Origin of the sequence: Antarcticimicrobium sp. (assembly GCF_029212575.1) — a bacterium.
Classification (GTDB): domain Bacteria; phylum Pseudomonadota; class Alphaproteobacteria; order Rhodobacterales; family Rhodobacteraceae; genus Antarcticimicrobium.
In genome coordinates this window covers 243492-259244 of sequence record NZ_JARGPK010000042.1, presented here as the reverse complement: position 1 = coordinate 259244, position 15753 = coordinate 243492, and the positions used below count along the sequence as shown (strand labels likewise).

Here is a 15753-nt window from a genome sequence, read left to right as displayed (position 1 = left end):
AGGACACAGATGACAGAGAAGACAACCGACGCGGACGTGGCATTCATCAAGGCGCTGGCCGAGTTGCTGCGCGAGAACGACCTGACCGAGTTGGAGGTCAAACGCGAATTCGGTGAAGACGACAGCCTGAATGTCCGGGTCAGCCGCGCGGCGCCCGCCGCCGTGGCCGCGCCGGCCCCCGCGCCGGTGGCCCATGCCGCAGCCCCCGCTGCCGTCGCTGCCGCCCCCTCCGCCGCCCCGGCAGAGGCCGCCGCCGCGTCCGAGGATCCGGCCAGCCACCCCGGCGCCGTCACCTCTCCCATGGTGGGCACGGTCTATCTCCAGCCCGAACCGGGCGCGCCCGCCTTCATCAAGGTCGGCGGCACCGTGGCGGAGGGCGACACGCTGCTGATCGTCGAGGCGATGAAGACGATGAACCATATCCACGCGCCCGCGGCAGGCACGGTCAAGCGCATCCTGGTCGATGACGGCGCGGCGGTGGAATTCGGCTCGCCTCTGGTCATCCTCGAGTAAGGGACGCTTATGTTCGACAAGATCCTGATTGCCAACCGCGGCGAGATCGCCCTGCGCGTGGTGCGCGCCGCGCGCGAGATGGGCATCGCCACCGTCGCGGTGCATTCCACCGCCGACAGCGACGCGATGCATGTGCGCATGGCCGACGAATCGATCTGCATCGGCCCGCCACCCAGCACCGAGAGCTATCTCAAGATCCCCGCCATCATCTCGGCCTGCGAGATCACCGGCGCGCAGGCGATCCATCCCGGTTACGGCTTTCTGTCCGAGAACGCGAATTTCGTTCAGATCGTCGAGGACCACGGCCTCACCTTCATCGGGCCGACCGCCGAGCATATCCGCCTGATGGGCGACAAGATCACCGCCAAGGAGACGATGAAGGCGCTGGGGGTTCCCTGTGTGCCCGGCTCCGACGGCGGCGTGCCCGACGTCGAGACCGCCAGGCGGCTGGGCGGCGAGATCGGCTATCCCGTCATCATCAAGGCCACCGCCGGCGGCGGCGGGCGCGGCATGAAGGTGGCCCAGACCGAGGCCGATATCGAACGCGCATTTCAGACCGCCCGGGCCGAGGCCAAGGCGGCCTTTGGCAACGACGAGGTCTACATCGAGAAATACCTGACCACGCCGCGCCATATCGAGGTCCAGGTCTTCGGCGACGGCAAGGGACAGGCGGTGCATCTGGCCGAGCGAGACTGTTCGCTGCAACGGCGTCACCAGAAGGTGCTGGAAGAGGCGCCGGGTCCGGTCATCACGCCGGAGGAACGCGCCCGGATCGGCAAGGTCTGTGCCGATGCCGTGGCGCGGATCAACTACATCGGCGCCGGCACCATCGAGTTTCTCTACGAGAACGGCGAGTTCTTTTTCATCGAGATGAACACCCGGCTGCAGGTGGAACACCCGGTGACCGAGGCGATTTTCGGCGTCGATCTGGTGCGCGAGCAGATCCGCGTCGCGGCGGGCGAGCCGCTGTCCTTCGGACAGGACGACCTGGTGTTGAACGGCCATGCCATCGAGGTGCGGATCAATGCCGAGAAGCTGCCGAACTTCTCCCCCTGCCCCGGCGATATCAGCCATTTCCACGCGCCGGGCGGCCTTGGCGTGCGGATGGACAGCGCGCTTTACGACGGCTACCGGATCCCGCCCTATTACGACAGCCTGATCGGCAAGCTGATCGTGCATGGCCGCGACCGGCCCGAGGCGCTGGCTCGGCTGAACCGGGCGCTGGGCGAGCTGATCGTGGACGGGGTCGACACCACGGTTCCGCTGTTCCACGCCCTGCTGCAGGAACCCGATGTGCTGAACGGCACCTACAACATCCACTGGCTGGAAAAGTGGCTTGAGGACAATCTGGGCGCCTGAGCGGATCCGCGGCACGGGGCGCCGATGACGGTAATCAGCCCCGAACTGCTGCTGCATGGCTATGCCATCGGGGTGTTCCCGATGGCCGAGCACCGGGACGACCCGGAGATCTTCTGGGTCGATCCCAAGCGGCGCGGGGTGGTGCCGCTGGACGGGTTCCACATCTCGCGCTCGCTGGCGCGGCGGATGCGCCGGGGCGGGTTCACCGTCACCATCGACACCGATTTCACCGGCGTTCTCGACGGCTGCGCTGACCGGGCCGAGACCTGGATCAACGACGAGATCCGCGCGCTCTACCTCGATCTGCATGCGCGGGGACATGCCCATTCGCTTGAGGTTTGGGAGGGCGAGGCGCTGATCGGCGGGGTCTACGGGGTGGTACTGGGCGCGGCGTTTTTCGGCGAAAGCATGTTCTCGCGCCGCACCGACGCGTCAAAGATCGCGCTGGCCTATCTGGTCGACCGGCTGCGGCAGGGCGGATTCCGGCTGTTCGACACGCAGTTTCTGACCGATCACCTGGCCAGCCTTGGCGCGGTGGAGATCAGCCGCGCGGAATACCACAGGCAGTTGAGCGAGGCGATCGAGAGCGAGGCCGATTTTACCGCCCCGCCGACCCCCAGCGCTCAGGGGGTGATACAGCGCAGCACCCAGATGTCATAGCGGGCATGATCGAGCGCGTTGAGCGCGGGCGACGATGCGATCATCCAGCCCTCGAACGCGGCCCGCTGGGCGCCCTGTTCCCAGATCGTCAGATAGGCAAAGGCATCCCCGGTCGGGTTCTCGGCCGGGTAGCGGCAATCGGTCAGCGCGATGTCGATACCAAAAACAGTATTGGTTTCACCGCGCGCAATCTCGATATCGCGGGTCTCGCCGTTGACCTTGTCCAGCCCGCGCAACACCGCGCCGGTGCCGGAGGTCGCCGCGTTCTCCTGCGCGGCGAGGGGGGCCGCCAGGACGATGGCAAGGGCCAGGCTGAATAGCCGGCGGATCAATTGCCCGCCCCGCTGTCAGCCTCGCTGCCCGAACTGCTGCCGCCGGAGACGAATTTCAGCAAGAGCGAGACCAGGCTGACCGACCCTTGCGTATCGAGGATCTCGTCGCCCGGCACGTAGTAACCCAGCGACCCGCCCGGCATGATCTCGACGAAATTACCGCCAAGAAGCCCCTCGGAGGAGACCACGGCGGCGCTGTCATCGGGAATCTGGACCCCCTCCAGCACCGAAAACCTGGTGTCGGCGCGAAAGGTCTCGGGGTTCAGCGCGACGCCCGTGACGGTGCCGATCTTGACCCCGGCGAGGCGTACGTCGGTCCCGACAGTCACCCCTTCGAGCGACCGGAAGGAGGCCTCAAGCTCATAGCCGCGGCTGCCGGATGTGAACCCGGTGGTCTGTCCGGCATAGACGGCAAAGGCGATGGCGGCGGCCAGAACTGCGCCCCCGACAAGAACCTCGGTGGTGTTGTGCGACATCGCGCGCGCTCCGTTCAATCGGGGCCGGTTATTCCGGGCTCCAGGCCTCGTAATCGCTGCGCTGGACCGGGTGCGGCTTGCGGATCGACCCGGCCGGCGCATAGGCCAGCACAGTGCCGGTCAGGTTTTCCTGGTGCGGTTTTTCCCAGGGCTTATGCGCCATCGGCTTGTCGGTCGGCGGCTCGTTCCAGGTGCGGTGCAGCCAGCCGTGCCAGTCGGGGTCGATGCGGCTGGCCTCGACCTCGCCGTTGAAGATGACCCAGCGGCGGCTGTCGTCGGCATTGCGATAGAACACGTTGCCCTGATTGTCCTCGCCGACCCGGATCCCCTTGCGCCAGGTATGGATCTGGGTGTTGATCGTCTGCCCGTACCACCAGGTCACGGCGCGCAGAAGAGTGTTCAGGATTCCCATGGGTGCCTCCGGCCATTCGCTGCTGGCAGGTATGGACCAAGCGCGCGGCAAGGTCCAGTACCCAAGCGGCGGATCGGCCCGGTCGCGCCGCCTAGGCGGGCAACAGAGCGGTGACCTCGATCTCGATACGGAATTTCGGGTCGATCAGCCCGCATTCGATCATCGTGGCCGCCGGCGGGTTGTCGCCGAAGGTCTCCGACAGGATTGGCCAGCAGGGTTCGAACTCGGCCCGGTCGGGCAGGTAGTAGGTGACCCGCACCACGTCGGAAAACCCCGCCCCGGCCTCGGAGAGCGCCCCGCCGATGATCTCCAGCGCCGAGCGGCATTGCGCAACCACGTCGTTGCCCTGCCCGACGGTGCCGGCCACATGCACGAAGCCGCCGGCGACCACCGCGCGGCAATAGCCGACCCTGGCCTCGAATTCCCCGCCGGACGGGATGCGTTTGATGGTCATGGTTTCCCCCTGCACAAAAGGAAACGGCGCGGGAGAGCCCCGCGCCGCGATATCGTCTGCGCCGTCACGCGCTCAGCCCGCCGAGGCGGATTCCTTGTCGGCATCGGCGTAGATCTTGAGCGGTTGCGCGTCCGAGGTCACCGCCTCTTCGTTCACCACCACCTTGGTCACGTTCTCCATGCTGGGCAGGTCGAACATGGTGTCGAGCAGAATATCCTCGAGGATCGAGCGCAGCCCCCGCGCGCCGGTCTTGCGGGCGATGGCCCGCTTGGCGATCGCCTTGAGCGCGTCGTCGGTGAACTGAAGCTCGGTATCCTCCAGCTCGAACAGGCGCTGGTACTGCTTGACCAGCGCGTTCTTGGGCTGGGTCAGGATGGTCACCAGCGCGTCCTCGTCCAGATCCTCGAGCGTTGCCAGAACCGGCAGACGGCCGACAAATTCGGGGATCAGGCCGAATTTCAGCAGATCCTCGGGCTCCAGGTCCTGGAAGATCTCACCGACGCCACGCTCGTCATTGCCGCGCACATCGGCGCCGAAGCCCATGGCGCTGCCCTTGCCGCGCTGGGCGATGATCTTGTCGAGCCCGGCGAATGCGCCGCCGCAGATGAACAGGATGTTGGTGGTGTCCACCTGCAGGAATTCCTGCTGCGGATGCTTGCGCCCGCCCTGCGGCGGCACCGAGGCGACGGTGCCCTCCATCAGCTTGAGCAGCGCCTGTTGCACCCCCTCGCCCGAGACATCGCGGGTGATCGAGGGGTTTTCCGACTTGCGCGTAATCTTGTCGACCTCGTCGATATAGACGATGCCGCGCTGCGCGCGTTCCACGTTGTATTCGCTGGACTGCAGCAGCTTGAGAATGATGTTCTCCACGTCCTCGCCCACGTACCCGGCCTCGGTCAGGGTGGTGGCGTCGGCCATGGTGAAGGGCACGTCGAGGATTCGCGCCAGCGTCTGCGCCAGCAGCGTCTTGCCGCAGCCGGTGGGGCCGATCAGCAGGATGTTCGACTTCGACAACTCGATATCGCCGCCGGCCTTCTGGGCGTGGTTCAGACGCTTGTAGTGGTTGTGCACGGCGACCGAGAGCACGCGCTTGGCCATCGCCTGTCCGATCACGTAGTCGTCCAGAACCTCGCAGATGTCCTTGGGTGTCGGCACGCCATCGGTGGATTTCAGCCCGCTGGCCTTGGTCTCCTCGCGGATGATGTCCATGCACAGTTCAACGCATTCGTCACAGATGAACACGGTCGGGCCCGCGATGAGCTTGCGCACCTCGTGCTGGCTCTTGCCGCAGAAGCTGCAGTAAAGCGTATTCTTGCTGTCGCCGCTTGAGTTCGTTGCCATGATTTACCTTTCGGCTTCGAGTTCCGCGTTGCCCTGCTGCCGGGCGTATTCCCGGCGTTTCCGGCCAGCTTAGGACAGCGATCCGGGCTCCACAATGTCAAATCGGCGGCGTTATCCGCCGCGACCCGCCCGCAACGGGCGAGGGCCTGATTAGTCGTCGTCGCCGGGTTTCGTGCGGCTTTCGACGATCTCGTCGATGTGGCCCCACTCCTTGGCTTCTTCCGGCGACATGAAGTTGTCGCGGTCAAGCGCCTTCTCGACCGACTTCTTGGACTGGCCGGTGTGCTTGACGTAGATGTCGTACAGCCGGTCCTTCAGTTTCTGGGTTTCGGCGGCGTGAATCATGATGTCGCTGGCCTGGCCCTGATAGCCGCCGGAGGGCTGATGCACCATGATCCGCGCGTTGGGCAGGGAGAATCGCATACCGGCCGCGCCGCCGACCAGCAGCAGCGAGCCCATCGAGGCGGCCTGACCGATCACCAGCGTCGAGCACTTCGGCTTGATGTACTGCATGGTGTCGTAGATCGACAGCCCCGAGGTCACAACGCCGCCGGGCGAGTTGATGTAGATGCTGATTTCCTTGTTCGGGTTCTCGGCCTCGAGATGCAGCAGCTGGGCCACCACCAGATGGCTCATCCCGTCATGGATCGGCCCGTTGATGAAGATGATCCGCTCCTTCAGCAGGCGCGAGAAAATGTCATAGGCCCGTTCACCGCGGCTGGTCTGTTCGACCACCATCGGGACCAGTGTGTTCATGTAGGTTTCTTTCGGATCGAACATGTAAACGGCCTGCCTTCTGAGGGATCGGGACCATACCCGAAGCTGCGTCTACAGAGTCTTAGTGTTGCCGCCGGGGGGCTGCAAGGGGGGCTGGCCGGATCAGTTCGCCGAAGGCGCCCTGCCCCGCCGCAACGGGACAGGGATGTCTTTTTCCTGATAAGCGCCCGGATCAGCCGAACATGTCCTGGGTGATCCCGGCGTACCAGCCGATGCTTTCCTCGTAGGTGGCCGCGCGCAGATCGGCGTCTTCGCCGGTTTGGCTGATGAAGCCGTCGACCTTGGCGATCTTTTCATCGGTCGCCTCGTAGGTGGCGCCAACCTTGACCCCGTCATCGGTGTCGATCAGTGACCAGCAGGTGTTGGAGAACTTGGCCGGGAACACCTTGGACCCGGTCAGCGCGCCGCGCACCGCCATCGCGGCGACCTTGGCCTGGCTGTTGGCGGAAAAGCCCGATTTCGGCATGTCGCCCTGGGCCGCCGCGTCGCCAAGGACATGGATGTTCGGGTCCACGCGGCTTTGCATGGTGTGGCCGTCCACCGGCGCCCAGTTGCCCTCGGTGATGCCGGCCAGGTCGCAGATGCGCCCGGCCTTCATCGCCGGGATCACGTTGCAGACATCGACCTTGATCTCTTCGCCATCGACATTGAGGGTCATGGCATCGGGATCGACCGCGACATCGTCGCCGCCGAAATCCGGGCCGAGCCGATCGATCATGCCGCCGTAGTGCTTTTGCCAGCCTTCCTCGAACAGCGCCTGTTTCGAGAATTTCGGCTTGGGGTCGGCGATCAGGATCTTGGCGCTCGGGTTGGTGTCGCGCAGCACGTGGGCGACCATGCTGATCCGCTCGTAGGGTCCCGGCGGGCAGCGATAGGGATTGGGCGGCGCGACCATGGCAAAGACCCCGCCCTGGGGCATCGCCGCGATCTGCGCCCGGAGCAGCTCCGATTGCGATCCTGCCTTATAGGCGTGCGGCATCCTGTTCTGGGCGGTCACATCCCAGCCGGGCACCGCGCCGTCGACGAAGTCGATGCCGGGGCTGAGGATCAGCCGGTCATAGGGCAACATTGCGCCCCCGGCGAGGCTGACGGTGCGGGCGTCCCGGTCGATCCCCACCGCCCAGTCATGCACCACGTTGACGCCGAACTGCGCCGCCAGCGTGCCGTAGGTATGACCGATGCTGTCCAGCGTGCGGAACCCGCCGAGGTAGAGGTTGGAGAAAAAGCAGGTGAAATAGGTGCGGGTGGGTTCGACCAGGGTCACGTCGATGGCGCCCTTGGAATCCTTGGCAAGGTAGCGTGCCGCCGTCGCCCCGCCGGCGCCGCCGCCGATCACCACCACGCGCGGCCTGCCCGCGCCCAGCACCGCCGGTGCGCTCAGGGCCGCCGCCATCCCGGCGCTGGTGCCCAGGAACTTGCGTCTGTTCAGTGTCATTGTCTTTCCTCCTCCCAAAGAAAAACGCGCCGGAGGGGTTACTCCAGCGCGCCGAAATAGGCAGCCAATGCGGCGATTTCCTCGTCCGAGAGCCGCCCGGCCATCATCTGCATCACCGGATGTGGCCTGATCTTGCGTCTGTAGGCATGCATGGCGAGTACGAAATCCTCCTCTGGCCAGCCGATGATCGCCGGAATTCCCTCCGCGTCCCCGTCGATCTGGTGGCAGGTCGTGCATTCGCTTGACAGGTATTCACCATAGTCCGGATCGCCCATGATCGCCAAGACCTCTGGCGGCAGCTCCACCTCGACCTTGCGGGCGGTGGGCGCGGCCTCGGGGATGTCGCTTGGATTGTCCGAGAACTGGCGCAGATAGGCCAGCACGTCGTCGCGGTCGCGGCGGTCCTTCAGCCCGCGAAAGTTCATCCGCGTGCCCGAAACCAGGGTCTTGGGATTGGTGAGATAGGCGTCGAGATGCTCAAGATCCCAGGTCAGACCGTCGCGCCCGGCGCGGCGGATGCCATCGGAATAACGGAAATCGTCGAACCGGGCGGCCTTGCGCCCGAAAATGCCGTTCAGATGCGGGCCGACCCGGTGGCGCGCACCGGGTCCGACCTCATGGCAGGCGGCGCATTGGCCGAACACCTCGGCGCCGCGGACCGGATCGCCGATCCGCCGGCCCTCTTCCTCGGCCGGGGCGGCGCCGGTGAGCGCGCCCCAGATCACGATCGCTGCGAGGCCCCCGCGCAAGATTGCCTTATTCGAAGGACTTCAGATACGCGATCACCGCCGCGATATCGTCGTCCTTCTTCAGACCGGCGAAAGACATCTTGGTCTTTTTCATGTAGGCCTTGGGCTTGGCGAGAAAGGCGTGCAGCTCATCCTCGGACCAGATCAGCCCCTCCTCACCCGCCTTTTCCATCGGCTTGGAATAGCGGAAATCCTCGGCCGCGCCGGCGGCGTGGCCGACGATTCCGGTCAGGACCGGGCCGGTGCGGTTCTTGGCGCCCTCGCCGACCTGATGGCAGGCCTTGCACTTCTTGAAGACCTTTTCGCCCGCCTTGACCAGTTCCGGGTCGAGAGCGGCGGCCTCCTCGGCTGCCGGCGCCGTTGCCGCGGGTTCTTCGGCGGCAGGTTCTGCCGCGACCGCTGCCTCTTCGACCTTGGCCTCGGCCGGCTTGTTGGCCGGGTTGGTGGCGTCGATCATCTCCTGCACCTTGCGGGCCTTGGTCTCTTCCGGGGTCACGTCCAGAACCGCCGCCTCCATGGTGATCTCGACAGTCTCCTTGCAGTTCTCCATGCAGGGCTCGTCCTGCCAGAAATGCGCCTCGGCGGTTTCGCGATCATCCACGATGAACCCGTCCGCATTGGGCATTTCCACGTCGAGGAAGTTCTCCTTGGACAGGACGAAATCATCTTCGACGATGTAGTTGGAATAAAGGATATAGGCGACGACGGCATAGACCTCGTCCGGCGTCAGGGTCTGGGCATTGCCGAACGGCATCGAGCGGTGGACGTAATCCCAGGTGGTGCTGAGGTACGGCCAGTAGGAGCCGACGGTCTTGAGGGGATCCTTGTCGGCCAGCGTACCCTCGCCCCCGGCCAGCTTGGGCCAGTTGCCCACACCTTCGGCGAAATCGCCGTGGCAGACCGCGCAGTAATCGACAAACAGCGCCTCGCCGTCCTCGACCGAGCCGGAGCCTTCGGGCAGGCCGGTGCCATCGGGGCTGACATCGAGATTCCAGGCGGCAATCTCCTCGGGCAGGGCCGGACGACCGAGGCCCAGCTTTTCGGCCAGCGCGGGTCCGGCGGTGAGCGTTGCCGCCAGCGCGGTGGTGGCGATCAGCTTACGATACTTCGACATTCTCGGCCTCTCCGTTCGGTTGGACCCACCAGGTCTGAATGCAGTTGTTGTGATAGATCGAGTTCTCGCCGCGCACCTCGCGCAGCTGGGTCTTGGTGGGCTGGACATAGCCGGTTTCGTCCATGGCACGCGATTGCAGCAGCATCTCCTCGCCGTTCCACTCGGTGTCGAGGTAGAAGCGGGTCAGCGCCATCTTTTCGCCCGGCGCGGCCAGCCGCGCGGTTTCCCAGGTCTTGCCGCCATCCCTGGAGACGTCGACGCGTTTGATCGCGCCACGCCCCGACCAGGCCAGGCCGGTGATGACCAGCGGCCCGTGGCCGTGCTTGATCGGCGATTGCGGGCTGGGGCTGGTGACGATCGACTTGGCGTCCATCGCCCAAGTCCACTTGCGGCTGGTGCCGTCGGCCAGGGTGTCGGTGTACTTGGAGGTTTCCTCGCGGCTCTGCACCGCCTGGTCGGTCACCTCGATCCGGCGCAGCCACTTGACCCACATGTTGCCTTCCCAGCCCGGCACGCAGAGACGGACCGGATAGCCATGCTCCTTGCGCAGCGCCTCGCCATTGGCCTTGAAGGCGACAAGGCAATCGTCCAGCGCCTTTTCCATCGGGATCGAGCGACCGTTGGACGAGGCATCGGCGCCCTCGACGTAGACCCACTTGTCCTTGAGATCGCCCGCCGCGTCCAGCCCGGCCTCTTCCAGCAGGGTGCGCAGGGTCACGCCGGAATATTCCATGTTGTGGATCATGCCATGGGTGAACTGAGCACCGTTGAGCTGCGCACCGGCCCATTCCATGCCGGTATTGGCGGCGCATTCGCAGAAATAGACGTGGTTTTCGCGCGGGAACCGCTCCAGATCCTCATAGGTGAAGACCAGCGGGGTATCGACCAGCCCGTTGATCATCAGGCGATAGTCGCGCTTGCGCATCTCGATGGCGCCCGAGTGATGCCGTTCAAAGGCGCAACCCTGCGGGGTGATGGTGCCGTCAAGCGCGTGGATCGGGGTAAAGTTGATCGAGCTGATCGGATCGGCCGTGAGCCAGGGCACGTTGCGGCGAACAACATCAGCCTCGTACTTGATCGGCAGGCCATAGGGGGTGGCGTCCACCCCCTCGCCGGTGATCGAGGCCCAGTCCTGCACCTCGGTGATCAGCGGATCGGGGCCGGCCGCCCGGGCCGCGCCCGCGGCCACCGCCCCGGCACCCACCGCCGCAGCCCCGGACAGGAACTGGCGGCGTGAGGGCTTCTTGTCTTTGAAACCAAACGTCATGCGTTTTGCCTCCTTCGAAATCAAATGGCGTGATCGGACCGGACGGAGGGGATCAGGCCCCCACCACCTTGACCGAGGTGTTCGGGGTGACGCTCACGGTGCCCTGCTTGCGGATGTGGCTTTCCACCACGTCCCAGATCTGCGGCCCCTCGGTACCCTCGTTGACCGAGGCCCAGCCGGCGACGACATAGCTCTTGGCCGGGTCGATCGCCTCGCCGGTCTTGAGCAGGGTCATTTCGGAGAATCGCTCGCCCTGCGGCTTGGAGATGTCGATCCTGAAGCCGAGGCCGCCGACGCGCACCATGTCGCCGCCCTGCTGGTAATAGGGATCGGGGTTGAACAGGTTGTCGCCCACGTCCTCCAGCACGACCTTGATGAATTCGCCCGTCATCTCGGTGCGATAGGCCTGGCCGTAGGTCATCGAGGTGACGTTGAAGATATCCTCGCGGGTGATGTCCTGCCCGGGCAGGATCGACGGCCCCCAGCGCACGCCGGGCGACATGGCGATGTCGGCCTCGCGCTCGGAGATCAGCGCATCGCAGATCAGGTCATCCCAGGTGCCGTTGAAGTTGCCGCGGCGATAGAGCAGGCTGTCGGTCTGGCCGATCACCTCTTCCAGCTCGGATTTGAACGGCGCGCGCTGGTCGTCGATCAGCCTGGTCACCGCCGGGTCCGGCGCGATCACGTCCGAGAAGACCGGGATCAGCTTGTGACGCAGCCCCATCATCTGGCCGTCGCGCACGTCGAGATCGACGCGGCTGACGAACTTGCCGTTGGAGCCGGACGCGATGATGAAGGTGCTGCCCACCTGCACCGGCTCGGGCAGCGCGTCATGGGTGTGGCCCGACAGGATCACGTCAATGCCCTTGACCACGCCGGCCATCTTCTTGTCGACGTCAAAACCGTTGTGCGACAAGCAGACCACAAGGTCCGCGCCCATGCCGCGCACCTCGTCGACCATCTCCTGCATGTGCTCGTCACGGATGCCAAAGGAGTATTCGGGGAACATCCAGCCCGGGTTGGCGATCGGCATGTAGGGAAAGGCCTGGCCGATCACGGCGACCTTGGCGCCGCCGCGTTCGAAGAACTTGTAGGGTTTGAACAGTTCGGCTGGCTCGTCCCACTCGGCGTCAAAGATGTTCTGGCCCAGCGCGGCGAAGGGCAGCCCCTCGACGATCTCGTTCACCCGCTCGCTGCCAAGCGTGAATTCCCAGTGAAAGGTCATCGCATCGGGCTTGAGCGCGTTCATCACGTTGACCATGTCCTGGCCCGCGGTCTTGTAGCAGGTCATCGAGCCGTGCCAGGTGTCGCCGCCATCCAGCAGCAGCGCGTCGGGGCGGTCGGCGCGGATCGCGTTGATCACGGTGGACATGCGGTCCAGACCGCCGACGCGGCCATAGCCCCTGGCCAGCGCGGCGAAATCGTCATGCGTCAGCGCGTAGGCCGAGGGCGACCCGTCGGCGATGCCGTAAAGCTTGCGGAAATCGGCGCCGGTGACATGCGGCACCTGCCCCTTGTTGGTGCCGACGCCCAGGTTGATCTCGGGCTCACGGAAATAGATCGGCTTCAGCTGCGCGTGAATATCGGTGATGTGGATCAGGCTGATATTGCCATACGTATCGAATTGCAGCAGCTGGTCCTGGGTCAGTGCCTGCTGCGCGGCGAGCCGCGCCCAGTTGCCGAACCCCGACGCCCCGACCAGTGCCGAGGCCGCCATCGAAACCTGAAGGAAATCACGACGTGAGATCATCGAAAACAGCTTTCCGTGTCTTGCGGTACACACATTCGCATATGTGAATACCTATTGCGAAAACGACCCCGCGCGGCGAAATTTCGCTGCGCGGGGTCGGGTTGATTCAGTTGCGGACCGAGGGTCCTTCGACCGAGAGGCCGTTGCCGCGGCTGGCGACATAGAGCTCAAGCGCCACGAACTCGGCCGAGCCCGGGCTGTAGGTCTCGGCGCGGGTATCACGAATACAGCCCTTGAAGCGCGCGTGCACGGTGTTCAGCTTGGCGTTCTTCAGGCGGTACGTCGGAAACCCGTTGATCTGGCCCTGGCTGAGGTGGTCGGCGCGGATCATGTTGCCGTAGTTCTGCTCATGGCAGGACGCGCAGGAAAGGTCGAGCTGGCCGGTGCGGGTGTAGTAGAGCTCCTTGCCCTGCTCCCAAACCGCCTTGACCGGACCGTCGGTCGCCACGTTCACCGGCATGCCGCGCGACTGGACGCTGATCAGCGCCTCCATCGATGCCATGTCGCCGCCGGCGTACTTCCACTTGTCTGCGCCCATCTTGTTCACGCGACAGTCATTGACCTGCATCGCGAGCGTGCGCACTTCGCCAGCGGCCTCGTTCCACTTGGGATAAACCGCGCGAACGCCCGCCATGCTGGACGGATCGTCATGGCAGCTTGCGCAAGATTTACCTTCGCTGCCCTCGGCCATGTTCCAGGCGTCGATCGCCTGATCGACGAAGATCATTCCCGGGTTGTCGAAATCGTCCATTTCCAGCGCCTGGGTCTCGTCGGCGCGGAAATGCCAGCCCGACATCACCGTGTCGATGCCGGTTTCCTCCATATGCGCCGGGGCCGCCGCCTTGGTGACGATCTCGATCTCGCCATTGATCACAAGCTTGTCGTCGTCCGGACCGGCCAGCGCCATCACGGGCATTGCAACCGTCAGGGCCGCAACTGTCAGTGCCTTGAATTTCATGAAACATCCTCCCTATGGATCACCCCGCCCCCGGCATCAGCGGGGACAGGGGGCGGTTCTTGTTATAGTTAGCCGACCGCGACCGTTTTGGTCTCTTCGTAGACCGATCCGTCGTCGTCGTACCAGGTGAACTTCATGTCACCGGCTTCGGGGATGGTGGCCTCGAATTCGAAATACGGGTTGGTCGAGATCGCGGGAAACAGTTCAACGTCGATCACGTTCTGCCCGTTGAAGTCACAGGTGAAGCGGTTGATGATCGACCGCGGAATGACGTTGCCGTCGCTGTCCTTGCGCTGACCGCTTTCCATCTTGTGGCTGATCAGGGTCTTGATCGTGACCACTTCGCCGGCGTCGGCGCTTTTCGGGGCTTTGACGCGGGGCTTAACACCAGATGCCATATTCAGGTTCTCCTTGTCTCGGGATGGATGACTGCGCGGCGATCAGCCGCCGCAGCCCCCGATGGTGACTTTGACGGTCGAGGACGCGCGGGCAAAGCTGCCGTCGGCCATCTTGGCGATGGCGACCACGTCCTGCGTTCCGGCCAGGCGGATGCGGGTCGAGGCGCTCTGGCTGCCGGCCAGCGGACCGAAGTTGAAGGTGGCCACACCCGGGGTCGGGTTGCCGGCCGCCAGGACCATGATCGCGGTGGCACCCGGCGCGCTGACCTCGATCGGAACCGTGTTGCCGTTCTCGGCAATCTCCGGCGCGGTCAGGTCGATTCCGGTATCGGCCATCGCCGCACCGCCGGTGAAGGCTTCGACCGCGGCATCCACAGCGGCAGATGCGCGGAACGGAACCATGCTCAGAACCGCAGCGCCCAGGCCCATGGCCAGGGTATCGCGACGTGTGAACTCCATTTGCTCTCTCCTTTACGTTTCGCAGCGCCCGGGGCGGCCCGGGCGGTGTGTCATTCGTCTTTCAGCGTTGCCAGAAACGCGACAACGTCTTCGATTTCCTGTGCCGACAACAGCGGGGCCAGCGGCTCTTGTCCGGCCTTGCCGGTATAGGCGTTGCCCGGACGGGTGAAGCCATCGACCTGATAGAAGGACGGCATCACGGAGCCCTCGAACATCATCTTGGCATTCACCACCAGACCGCGCAGCTCTCCCACGCTCCAGCGATCCCCGGCACCGTCGAGCATCGGCCCGACATTCCCCTGGAAGGCCGCGCTCAGCGCGGAGATCTCATGGCAGGCGACGCAGTTGCCCTTCGACTTGGTGGCCATGATCACGGCACCCTTTTCCGGGTCGCCAGCCACGCCGGTCAGGGACATCTCGATCGCGGTGTCGTCGTTATACTTGACCTCTTTCGGGCCGACCTCGGCCGCGAAGGCCGAGCCGGCAACCAAGGTCGCGGCCACTGTCAGATAAGTAAGTTTCATGGTTCCTCCCGTCGCTGCCGCGCAGACAGGCGCGGTCATCTGTCGTTTTTCTGTCTGCATACCGTAGGCTACCGGAGGCGGGGTCGCAACAACAAATTCACGATTATGAATTATTTGAAAATATCCCCGCCACCCCCGGAAACCTTACAAAATTTCGCCCCGTGCACCACCGGCGCACCGGATCATTCCGTATTCCCGTCCGCGCGTTCCCGAATCATGCGCGCGTGGTAGCGCTGGAAATCCTCCTCCGACTGGTCAAGGTAGCGCTCCTCGGCGACCCAGGTCAGCATGTCGAAGGTCGTCCCCGGCCCGAAGGCACCCGGCATGATCGAAACCGCCTGCGCCGTCGCCGGCTTGCTCTTGTCCAGTTCCGGGGGAAAGAAGATCATCGTCGGGGTGAACAGCACGTTCCATTTCCGCGCCGCGGCCTTTTCCGACAATACCTCGCCGTCGGTGTCGACGATCTCGGTGTCGCCATGCAGGTTCAGCTGAACCGGGAAATAGGTCTCGCGCAGCAGTTTCTGGATACGCGGATCGGGAAAGGTGTTCTCGTGCATGTCGCGGCAATAGATGCAGCCGCGTTGCTCGACGATCACCAGCAGGCGCTTGCCCTCGGCTTCGGCCTCGGCGAAATCCTCGCGCAGGTCCTTGAAGGTGTCGCGCAACCAGTCCGCCTTGTGCAGGCCATCGTCGCCCAGTTCGGCCGCCGCGACGGGAAGCGCCAGCAGAACCGCGGCCAGCGCCGCAAGAAAGTGTCTCATTCTCAGTCCTCCTC

19 protein-coding genes are annotated in these 15753 nt (G+C 64.7%); 3 read left to right on the top strand and 16 right to left on the bottom strand.

From position 1 onward, the window contains the following. Positions 1-9 precede the first annotated feature (9 nt). Genes accB through aat form a run of 3 tightly spaced genes read left to right on the top strand, consistent with a single transcriptional unit; the run spans position 10 to position 2532 of the window. Entirely contained in the window at positions 10-513 is a 504-nt protein-coding gene (gene accB / locus P1U75_RS08775; protein ID WP_300242204.1) for an acetyl-CoA carboxylase biotin carboxyl carrier protein, read from the top strand. 9 nt (positions 514-522) lie between these two features. Further along, positions 523-1872, top strand: a complete 1350-nt coding sequence (gene accC / locus P1U75_RS08770; protein ID WP_300242179.1) for an acetyl-CoA carboxylase biotin carboxylase subunit — start codon at positions 523-525, stop codon at positions 1870-1872. A 24-nt stretch (positions 1873-1896) separates the two neighbouring features. Then, positions 1897-2532 (top strand): leucyl/phenylalanyl-tRNA--protein transferase, encoded by a 636-nt coding sequence (aat, locus tag P1U75_RS08765; RefSeq protein ID WP_300242177.1) that lies wholly within the window; start codon positions 1897-1899, stop codon positions 2530-2532. Here the strand turns inward: aat and P1U75_RS08760 are convergent. The 16 genes from P1U75_RS08760 to P1U75_RS08685 all read right to left on the bottom strand — a co-directional run bounded on the left by P1U75_RS08760 (position 2496) and on the right by P1U75_RS08685 (position 15739). After that, positions 2496-2861 carry a DUF2155 domain-containing protein gene (locus P1U75_RS08760; RefSeq protein ID WP_300242202.1) on the bottom strand — a complete coding sequence of 122 codons (366 nt, stop codon included), beginning with the start codon at positions 2859-2861 and terminating at the stop codon, positions 2496-2498. The genes aat and P1U75_RS08760 overlap by 37 nt on opposite strands. Continuing rightward, entirely contained in the window at positions 2861-3340 is a 480-nt protein-coding gene (gene mlaD / locus P1U75_RS08755) for an outer membrane lipid asymmetry maintenance protein MlaD (protein WP_300242175.1), read from the bottom strand. The genes P1U75_RS08760 and mlaD overlap by 1 nt, the downstream gene beginning before the upstream one ends. Positions 3341-3368: 28 nt before the next feature. Further along, entirely contained in the window at positions 3369-3752 is a 384-nt protein-coding gene (locus tag P1U75_RS08750) for an NADH:ubiquinone oxidoreductase subunit NDUFA12 (protein ID WP_300242173.1), read from the bottom strand. 91 nt (positions 3753-3843) lie between these two features. Then, the gene (locus P1U75_RS08745) at positions 3844-4206 is read right to left on the bottom strand and encodes a RidA family protein (RefSeq protein ID WP_300242171.1); all 363 of its coding nucleotides are present in this window, start codon (positions 4204-4206) and stop codon (positions 3844-3846) included. A 72-nt stretch (positions 4207-4278) separates the two neighbouring features. Further along, positions 4279-5547, bottom strand: a complete 1269-nt coding sequence (gene clpX, locus P1U75_RS08740) for an ATP-dependent Clp protease ATP-binding subunit ClpX (RefSeq protein WP_300242169.1) — start codon at positions 5545-5547, stop codon at positions 4279-4281. Between the two features lie 150 nt (positions 5548-5697). Continuing rightward, positions 5698-6327 (bottom strand): ATP-dependent Clp protease proteolytic subunit, encoded by a 630-nt coding sequence (locus P1U75_RS08735; protein ID WP_300242167.1) that lies wholly within the window; start codon positions 6325-6327, stop codon positions 5698-5700. Positions 6328-6496: 169 nt separating this feature from the next. Next, entirely contained in the window at positions 6497-7759 is a 1263-nt protein-coding gene (locus tag P1U75_RS08730) for an NAD(P)/FAD-dependent oxidoreductase (protein ID WP_300242164.1), read from the bottom strand. 38 nt (positions 7760-7797) lie between these two features. Continuing rightward, positions 7798-8487: a c-type cytochrome gene (locus tag P1U75_RS08725; protein ID WP_300242200.1), complete on the bottom strand. Its 690-nt coding sequence runs from the start codon at positions 8485-8487 to the stop codon at positions 7798-7800. Positions 8488-8515: 28 nt separating this feature from the next. Beyond that, a complete protein-coding gene (locus tag P1U75_RS08720) occupies positions 8516-9622 on the bottom strand; it encodes a c-type cytochrome (RefSeq protein WP_300242162.1) in 1107 nt (368 codons plus the stop codon). Further along, positions 9606-10889, bottom strand: coding sequence for a sulfite dehydrogenase (gene soxC, locus P1U75_RS08715; protein ID WP_300242159.1), 1284 nt, complete (start codon positions 10887-10889; stop codon positions 9606-9608). The genes P1U75_RS08720 and soxC overlap by 17 nt, the downstream gene beginning before the upstream one ends. A gap of 52 nt (positions 10890-10941) precedes the next feature. After that, entirely contained in the window at positions 10942-12639 is a 1698-nt protein-coding gene (gene soxB / locus P1U75_RS08710; RefSeq protein WP_300242131.1) for a thiosulfohydrolase SoxB, read from the bottom strand. 106 nt (positions 12640-12745) lie between these two features. Continuing rightward, positions 12746-13597 (bottom strand): sulfur oxidation c-type cytochrome SoxA, encoded by an 852-nt coding sequence (gene soxA / locus P1U75_RS08705; RefSeq protein ID WP_300242129.1) that lies wholly within the window; start codon positions 13595-13597, stop codon positions 12746-12748. 68 nt (positions 13598-13665) lie between these two features. Next, the gene (gene soxZ, locus P1U75_RS08700; protein WP_300242127.1) at positions 13666-13995 is read right to left on the bottom strand and encodes a thiosulfate oxidation carrier complex protein SoxZ; all 330 of its coding nucleotides are present in this window, start codon (positions 13993-13995) and stop codon (positions 13666-13668) included. A gap of 42 nt (positions 13996-14037) precedes the next feature. Then, on the bottom strand, positions 14038-14454 hold the full coding sequence (gene soxY / locus P1U75_RS08695; RefSeq protein WP_300242125.1) for a thiosulfate oxidation carrier protein SoxY: 417 nt from the start codon (positions 14452-14454) through the stop codon (positions 14038-14040). A gap of 50 nt (positions 14455-14504) precedes the next feature. Next, positions 14505-14978: a sulfur oxidation c-type cytochrome SoxX gene (soxX, locus tag P1U75_RS08690; protein ID WP_300242123.1), complete on the bottom strand. Its 474-nt coding sequence runs from the start codon at positions 14976-14978 to the stop codon at positions 14505-14507. A 182-nt stretch (positions 14979-15160) separates the two neighbouring features. Further along, the gene (locus tag P1U75_RS08685; protein ID WP_300242121.1) at positions 15161-15739 is read right to left on the bottom strand and encodes a thioredoxin family protein; all 579 of its coding nucleotides are present in this window, start codon (positions 15737-15739) and stop codon (positions 15161-15163) included. Positions 15740-15753 lie beyond the last annotated feature (14 nt).